At 52.5% G+C, this 8182-nt stretch carries 6 protein-coding genes; all 6 read left to right on the top strand.

Going from position 1 to position 8182, the window contains the following annotated elements; all coding sequences use genetic code 11:
- Positions 1 to 1645: hypothetical protein (locus GX117_08455; protein ID NLO33370.1), on the top strand; the 1645-nt coding region annotated here is incomplete at its 5' end.
- Positions 1646 to 1975: 330 nt separating this feature from the next.
- Positions 1976 to 2248 carry a ferrous iron transport protein A gene (locus tag GX117_08450; GenBank protein NLO33369.1) on the top strand — a complete coding sequence of 91 codons (273 nt, stop codon included), beginning with the start codon at positions 1976 to 1978 and terminating at the stop codon, positions 2246 to 2248.
- 183 nt (positions 2249 to 2431) lie between these two features.
- Positions 2432 to 4537, top strand: coding sequence for a ferrous iron transport protein B (gene feoB, locus GX117_08445; GenBank protein NLO33368.1), 2106 nt, complete (start codon positions 2432 to 2434; stop codon positions 4535 to 4537).
- A 142-nt stretch (positions 4538 to 4679) separates the two neighbouring features.
- Positions 4680 to 5261 carry a hypothetical protein gene (locus tag GX117_08440; GenBank protein NLO33367.1) on the top strand — a complete coding sequence of 194 codons (582 nt, stop codon included), beginning with the start codon at positions 4680 to 4682 and terminating at the stop codon, positions 5259 to 5261.
- 63 nt (positions 5262 to 5324) lie between these two features.
- Positions 5325 to 6614, top strand: coding sequence for a hypothetical protein (locus GX117_08435; protein ID NLO33366.1), 1290 nt, complete (start codon positions 5325 to 5327; stop codon positions 6612 to 6614).
- A gap of 65 nt (positions 6615 to 6679) precedes the next feature.
- Positions 6680 to 8182 (top strand): hypothetical protein (locus GX117_08430; protein NLO33365.1); only part of this gene is annotated, 1503 nt, incomplete at its 3' end.

Genomic DNA, 8182 nt, shown 5'->3' with positions numbered 1-8182 from the left:
GGATAAAACCAGCGGCGGCGAAGCATTGTGGCACGTCTATGATGAAGCCATAGAAACCATTAATAAGATCGCGCCCGATTTCGTTGTCTCCACGGGAGACCATATTAACGGACATATGGAAGAACGGGCGGAATGGGATGAAGAATGGCAGGAATACCGGGATCATGCACAGCATTTAAAATGCCCTCTCGTTATGAGCCCCGGCAACCATGATATTGCCAATCAAGAGTGTTATGAGTTTTGGAAAGAAGACTTTGGGGCTACCTATTTTTATTTCCGCTATGGTCAATCCCTCTTTCTCATCCTCAATACAGAAGAGGAGCGTTTCGACAGGCGTGGTCCCATCTGGGAAGCCATGATGACTTTCGCTGAAACTGCCTTGGCAAATGAAAAAGACGCCACCCACTGTTTCCTCTTTTTCCATAAGCCCATGTGGATCGATCCCCGCTTTACCAAAGACTGGGAACGCTTGTTAAACGCCTTGGGCACGCTCCCCTTTACCGCCATTGCCGGTCATGAACATTATCTCTCTGTTTCTTACCACAACGGAAACGCGCAGATCATCATGAACCCCACCGGCGCCGGCGTCCAGGCGAGCGAAGTGCGCGCCTTTGGCGGGTTCCACGCCATTGCCACCGTGAACGTGGACGGCGATAACGTGGATATCCAGATTGTCGAAACTGACGGTACGATTTTGCCCCTCGATATTTCGCCCGCCTCATTTCGCAAAAGCATTAATGTAGACGTGGTACAACTGGACGCCTTGCCGCCGGAACGTGAACAAGAGGCATTACTAAAGGTGAGGGGCATCGCACGTCTTCGCAATCCTTTCGACAAAGCCATCACGGTGGAGCTACAAGTTGCGCCGCTCCGTGCTTCAGGGTGGGTCATGCTCACCGATATCGAAAGCGGCGCAGAACTTGACGCCAATGTATGGACGCAAGAAGTGGATCTGGAGCCGGGCGCTCAGGATACGCTGCCCCTCTATTTCCGTGTAAGCCCTGAGGTGGAAGCGACACCGCCCGCAGTAACCTGGCGCATCAAATATGACGGACACTGGATCGCTAAAGAAGATATGACGATGGAAGAAGTCAATGCTGCCCCCCTCTACCCGCTGGAACTTTGGCGCAGTCCTGAACACTGGCAAGTGGTAGGTCCTTTTGATGTGGGCCCCATTAATGCGGACGCAAGCCTTGCAACCCTGAAAAAAGACAATCCCAATTTCTTCAAAGTATTGGGACCTGAAGAAGGCTTTGAACCGGGCAAAGAGTATGAAGGCGGGCTTAGTTGGTTCGCTGCCGATGAATCAAGCAAAGGGCTGCTCAACCACAACGGAATTTTAGGGACCAAAGATTTGGCCTCCGCCTATAACTATGTTGCCGTCTACAGCCCTGTCGCGCAAAAGACCCACGCCGTCATGCAGGCAGACAATTTTGCCCAAATGTACATCAATGGCGAGCTCCAAGAAAAGGCGCAGGCTTTCCGTGCGCCGGGCCGCTGGGTTTATGTACCCCTGTCTCTCAATGCAGGCTGGAATCGGGTCGTGGTAAAAGTGATCAACAACCGCGGAGATTGGTTTTTACGCTGGCTCATAGCCGATCCTGAAGGTACGCTCCAATTTTCTGATGGCGTCCCTGCGTCCTAAGCCGCTTTTGTGGAATATGATGAGCCATTCCCGTGTTGTATGGTATACTTAACAGATGGTAGAGATGCTTTAACAAACATCTAGAAAACAACCCGGAGTACCAAGTCCACTATGGAAACACTGGTCATTTTTGGTATCATTTGCGCAGCAGCGGTCGCTATTCTCGTACGTGTCCGCGGTGTCATTCTCAAGCGAGGTGCAAACGCATGTTCTTGTTCTTCTTGTCCTTTATCACAGGAACAACGCGCCATGTGTACTAGTGCCATCGTCCATGACAAAGCGCATGAGATGAGAGAAGATACCGTTTAATATAAAACTGAGATCTACAGCATGAAAAAAACTTTATTTGATCTTGAATCGGGCGCTGTCGCACGTATCGTGGGCATCCAAGGCAATACGCCCTTGAGTCTGCGGCGACGTCTTCTTGATATGGGGATAACCAAAGGGTCCGAATTGCGTGTTGAACGGCACGCGCCCTTAGGCGATCCTGTAGAGATAATTGTAAAAGGTTACCGCCTAGCCCTTCGTTTGAGCGAAGCGCGCATTATTGAAGTGGAAGAATTGTGCACCCGTGAAGGGATAGCCATGGGTTCCTGTCAATAAGCGGGCCGCCGCGACATGCGCCAACAGAATCTTTCTTGTCGATTATCGACGAGAAAGACAGGTTGGTCGTGTCCCATATTGCAATTTCCTTATCTACTCTTTCAGCCTGTGATTCCTTATTTGTAAATATTCCCCCACACGCAACCGGAGACTTTCCTCACACAACTCCATACAGAAAAGCATATGAAACTCGGTGAAATCGTCATTGCCGGCAATCCTAACGCGGGCAAAACATGCGTTTATAATCGCCTGACCGGCGCCGCTCAGCAAGTGAGCAACTATCCCGGTGTAACCGTGGAGTTCGTCTGCGGCCGGATGCGCCACGAAGGGCGCAATTTCGCCGTTGTTGACTTGCCCGGCACCTATTCCCTTACCGCCTACTCCCAAGAAGAGCTGGTCGCCCGTAATTACATTGTGGAGCGCAAACCGGCGCTGATTGTCAACGTGGTCGATGCTTCCAACTTTGAACGTAACCTTTATCTGACCACGCAGCTCATGGAAATGCGCATCCCCATGATCATTGTCTTGAACATGGTGGATACTGCGGAGAGACGGGGCTACCATGTGGACGCGGAAAAAGTTTCCTTACTGTTGGGTGTTCCTGTAATTCCCGCTGTTGCTTGCCGCGGGAAAGGCATCCCGGAACTGCGCGACGCCTGCATTGATGTTATCGAAGGCCGCCTTGCCGCCACGCCCGCCCCGGTCGCCTACGGTCACGCCGTCGATGAAGAAGTGCTGAACTTGTCGGAAATGATCGCGAAGTCTCAGCTCCTGCAAGAGCACTATAGCCCCGGCTGGCTCGCCGCCAAACTGCTTGAACGTGACGAGGCTGCTTTAGCAGGCGCTCAAGCAGTCGCCCCCGACGATATGGACGCAATCAGCGCAAGCGCGGAAGAAGCAACCCAGCGCATGGAGCGCCATTTTAACGCTGACGCCGCCACTATCCTCGCCGAACATCGCTATGGCATGGCGGCGGGTATCGTCAAATCCTGTCTTTCCTATACGGCTGAAGCGCGCCGCGACATAACCGATATTATTGACAAGGTGGTCTGTAACCGCGTCATTGGTCCCTTAATCCTGGTTGGCGTTGTAGCAGCTCTTTTCTTTTGGGTCTTCAAAATCTCGGATGAATGGGCATGGATCCCCTGGTTCGACGAATACCAGAGCCCAACGGGTATGATGGCGCTCTTATTTGACTTTTTATCCGATCTCATCGCGCCGCTGCAGGCACGGGCGCCCATGATACATTCCTTGTTGGACGCCGGTATTATCGGCGGCGTTGGCGGCGTCATGAGTTTCGTGCCCCTTATTTTTTGCATGTTTTTATTTAATGCTCTCCTTGAAGATACAGGCTATATTGCCAGCGTCGCTTTCATTCTGGATCGTCCGCTGCGCGTCTTCGGTCTTCAAGGAAAAAGTATTTTGGCCTTTATCGTTGCAGGCGGCTTAGGCGCAGGCGGCTGTGCCGTGCCGGGCATCTTATCGACGCGCACCATGCGCGAAGATAAAGATCGGCTGGTCACGATGCTCGTAACGCCCTTTATGAATTGCGGCGCGAAAATGCCGGTCTATGCCATGCTCATCGCGGCCTTTTTCCCCGGCCATCGCACCCTCGTCATGATGATCCTTTGGGGTCTGTCGTGGGTTGTGGCCTTATTCGCCGCTTGGGTGCTGCGCCACACCGTGGTACGTGGTGAACAGACCCCCTTTGTCATGGAATTGCCGCCTTACCATGTGCCTGTACCCTTTAGTGTGCTGCGCCACACCTGGGAGCGTACCTGGCTGTACATGAAAAAAGCGGGCACCATTATTCTTGCCATCAATATTATCCTTTGGGCGATCATGTATTTCCCCCGTCCGCCGGAAGAACTTCCGCCTGATGAGGCACTCGCCCACAGCTACGCGGGCCGCGCCGGTATCGCGCTGGAATCAATCACCCATGTCGCCGGCTTTGACTGGCGCACCAATATCGCGATCATCGGCGGTTTTGCTGCCAAGGAAGTGGTTATCTGTGCGCTGGGCACCGCCTACGCCCTTGAACAAATCGATGAAGACAGCCACAAACCCCTGTCGCAAACCCTTGCCTCCCTGCAGGATTGGAACCCCATACGCGCCTTTGCGCTCATGGTCTTTGTCATGCTCTACGCACCGTGTCTCGTCACTGTAGCCGTCATTGGCAGAGAAAGCGGTTCTTGGAAGTGGGCGGTATTTGCAACAACCTATTCCACCCTACTTGCCTTTGCGCTTTCCGTGCTCTTTTATCAAGTGGGATCGCTGCTCATCGGCTGAGCTGTGCCTGTAAATGGTGCCGTATGCACATTTTAAGCAACAGCTCCTACCCTGACCTGAAAGAGGGCAAGGCAGCCCATTTGTCGAAAAGGGCATTCATGGACTAGAATATCAGCCTCCAACCGTAATATTGAGGTTTCTTATGACAAAAAAGAGTATTGCATCCCTGCTGTCTGTAATCGGGCTTTTGCTCGTCTTTATGCCCTATTTTTCTGCAGCCGCTGCTGATCCCAATCCCCCTTCCATTCGCGGCGGCGGCGCGTGGCCCATCCGGCGTCAATGGACTCCGGCTGAAACACGCCATTACGCGAAGTGGGTCGAGAATTTATTTGATGTAAAAACCAAGGGCACGGTGGAGCAGCGCACTGCGAAACTGGAACGGATGCTCACCGATCCGGAAATGAACCTGCTCCAACAGCCGGACTTTCTAGGCTCCGGCTCTAACCCGCAGTTGCCCGCTTCTATCATGCGTTCCATGCATCATTTAATGGACTGCGCCAAATTCACCGCTTTTATCCCCGCCTATTATGCGTATCGCCGCGCCTTGCCCTGGATTACCGCCACTGTGTATTCCGGCGAACGGGGAGTGGATGTGCGCATTTCCGCCTTTAATTACCCGACGCGAGGCGCGAACAGTGCCGCCTATTCCTCCCTCGCAAGCTTCTTCCAAGCGGCGGTGGGGCATTTCATATCCGGTAATTACCGTGTCAATCTGAACAGCTAGGACGCCGGGCTTTCCGACACGGTACCTGTCGCCTTAGATCCGCAATATTTGATGCCCGGCTGCATGAACTATCTTGATGGTCATTGTCTCGTCTTGGCGAAAGTAACCGAATACGGGGAATTGTATTTTCTCAACTGCAGCACCACCAACACCCGCGATATTTTTACGTATAACGGGATGAACGCCGTTGGCGGCATCACACCGCGCGGCAGCGACCCCGATAATGAATGGATGGGCTGTTTTCAGGGTTTACGGGTGCTTCGTTATCCCATCGCTGAAACGAATAGTCAGGGCGTGGTCACACGGGTGCGGCGCCGTACCAATGAAGAGATGCGCGAATTCGGGTATAGCACGGAACAATATGATATTGTGCAGCAGCTCTACACCGCTCATGCCCTTGAGGAAGACGGCATGAAACCGCAAAGCCTCCATGACCTGATTCGGCTGCGTATGAAACGGGTCGAGCAAATCGCACCCGCTTCTTTCATAGCCGATTATTGCGACGAAATATTATCGGCCTATCTCGAACGGGAATGGTTTGTCCAAGATGCTTGGAATGATGTGAAAAAGAACGGTCATATTGTGTATCCCGAAGACCTGGAAAACGAAAATATCTTTCAGGCATTGGGCCGTTGGGAGACGTGGAGCTCCCCCTCTTCCGATGTGGATCGGCGCAACAAATATTTCTATCTGGCAGACTGGATGGAATATGCGGTCCGAATGTTTGGTATGCAGCCTAACTTTATAGACCTGACCGGTCTCGAAAGTTATAACGTCAATAGCCAAGCTGATTTGGCGGCTGCCATGATCACCGAAAAAAATCGTTGGTTCCAAACCAAATCGCTGGACTACACCCACTCCTCAGGTAAAATCTATACCTTGACCCTCGCCGACATTGAAGAGCGCCTCTATGATTTGTCCTTCGATCCCAATCATCCGCCTGAATTGCGCTGGGGCGCGCCGGAAGGCAGCGAAGAGCGCGAAAATATGCCCCAAAGTTATACGCCTCTGCCTAAGGGCGCAAAAATGGCGATGGACGAAGCCTATAAGCTCCAGTATTTTTATCGTACCCTATGCCAACGTGAAACGAGTTCCAGTTATCTGCGCGGCATGTATACGGAAGGTTTTCCGATCAGAGATAAACTGGATGCACAGGTGAGCAAATGGTCTTATCTGACAGAACCGCTTTTACATAAAGAAGAACCGGAACCCGTAGAAATTATTGTGCCTGTTGAAGCGGAAAAACCGCCCTCCCTGACACCACCCGAAGTAGTCACCCAGCCCCAAGCTGGAGAAAGACCCACGGGCCGCAGGGATCCTCGTGCACGGATGGGCGGCAGAAGCCTCCGATGAAGTAGCGTCGAAGCTGTGTTTCTTTTCATTGAATCCATGATTAAAAAACAAAAGGGAAACGTCCTATGAAAATCCCTTTCATTTACCTCGCAGTCTTAAGCCTCTTATTGGCGGTCATCCTTACCGGCGGCGCAGTCGCCGAAGATCCCAACCCCGCCACGATCCATTCCAGTCGCGGCGCATGGCCTTTATACCGGCAGTGGAACCGTGCCGAGACCCTGCACTTTGGAGAATGGATCGCCCGCATCTACGACCGCAAAGCAAATGGAACCACCGAGCAACGGCTTGCCAAACTGGAGCAGGTACTTTCCGATCCCGATATGAACCTCTTGCTTGATCCGCAGTTTATCGGCGAGCCCTGTAATCCGCAAGTGGATCTCGACGCCATACGTGCCATGCACCGCGTTGTCGACTGCCACAAACTCTCCATGTCTTTAGGCGCTTATTACGCCTGCCGCCGCGGTTTGCCGTTCATGTTCAGTCATGTGCGCGCTGTAGACGGCAGCGATATCCGTACGGCTGATGCCACCTACCCTGTCGGCACGGTGAGTTCGCTGGACTATGCATCGCCGCGACAGTTTTTTGTAGATGCCACCGTGGGCACCTGCACAGGCAATTTACGGGTTCCCCCTTATGCCAAAAACGCAGAACTCAGCGATACCTGTCCCGTTGCACTGGACCCGCAATATTTGATCCCCGGATGTCTGTATTATCTGGACGGACATGTCTTGATTCTCGCTAAACTGGATGCCAACGGCAATGTACGCTTTTTGGATGCCACCACCTCCTATACCCGTGATCTGTATACCTTCAACAGCATGAACGTAGTCACGGGAATCACGCCTCGTCATAGAGAGAACACAGAAGATCCCTATGGCGGCTGTTTTCGCGGCTTCCGCGTGTTCCGCTACCCCATTGCGGAAACGGACAGTTCGGGCAAAGTGATCCGGGTGCGGCGCCGAAGCAATGAAGAAATGGCAGAGTTTGGATACAGTACGGAACAGTATGAAAAAATGGAAGAGCTCGTCAAGGAGGGTAAAATTCAAGAACAAGGCTTATCCTTTGGCTCTATGCACCAGTTGATCCGATTTCGACTGCACACAGAACAGTCGATCCCCGTTACAAAAATGATTGAAGCTTATGCGCTCAAGGCAAAAGAACAACTGAAACTACGGGATGACGCCGTTCAGGCGGCTTGGGCGGATGTGCAGGCGAATGGCCCCATAGAATTCCCTGACCGCGGCGCAGAATGGAATATCTACACGGCAGGCGGACGCTGGGGCAGCTATGCCAGCGCGCTCACGGACACCGAATTTCGCGCCGACTATTTCGACTTCTTAGAAGAAATCGATACTGCCATTCAATGGCTGGATATCCGTTCCGGACTGCTTGATCTTGAGGGACTCAATCGGAACGCTATCTGGAGTACTTCCGATTTGACATGGGCCTTGTTGTCGGAGAAGAAGCGCGTGTTTCGCAATACGTCCATTGACGTCACCGACAGCAAAGGTGAGACCACAGCCCTCTCTTTGGCAGATATTGAAACCCGCCTTTATGAACTTTCCTTC

It is taken from the genome of Candidatus Hydrogenedentota bacterium (assembly GCA_012523015.1).
In the GTDB taxonomy this organism is placed as follows: Bacteria; Hydrogenedentota; Hydrogenedentia; order Hydrogenedentales; family CAITNO01; genus JAAYBJ01.
Note: the sequence above shows the minus strand (reverse complement) of the source record. Positions and strands in the feature narration are given on the sequence as shown.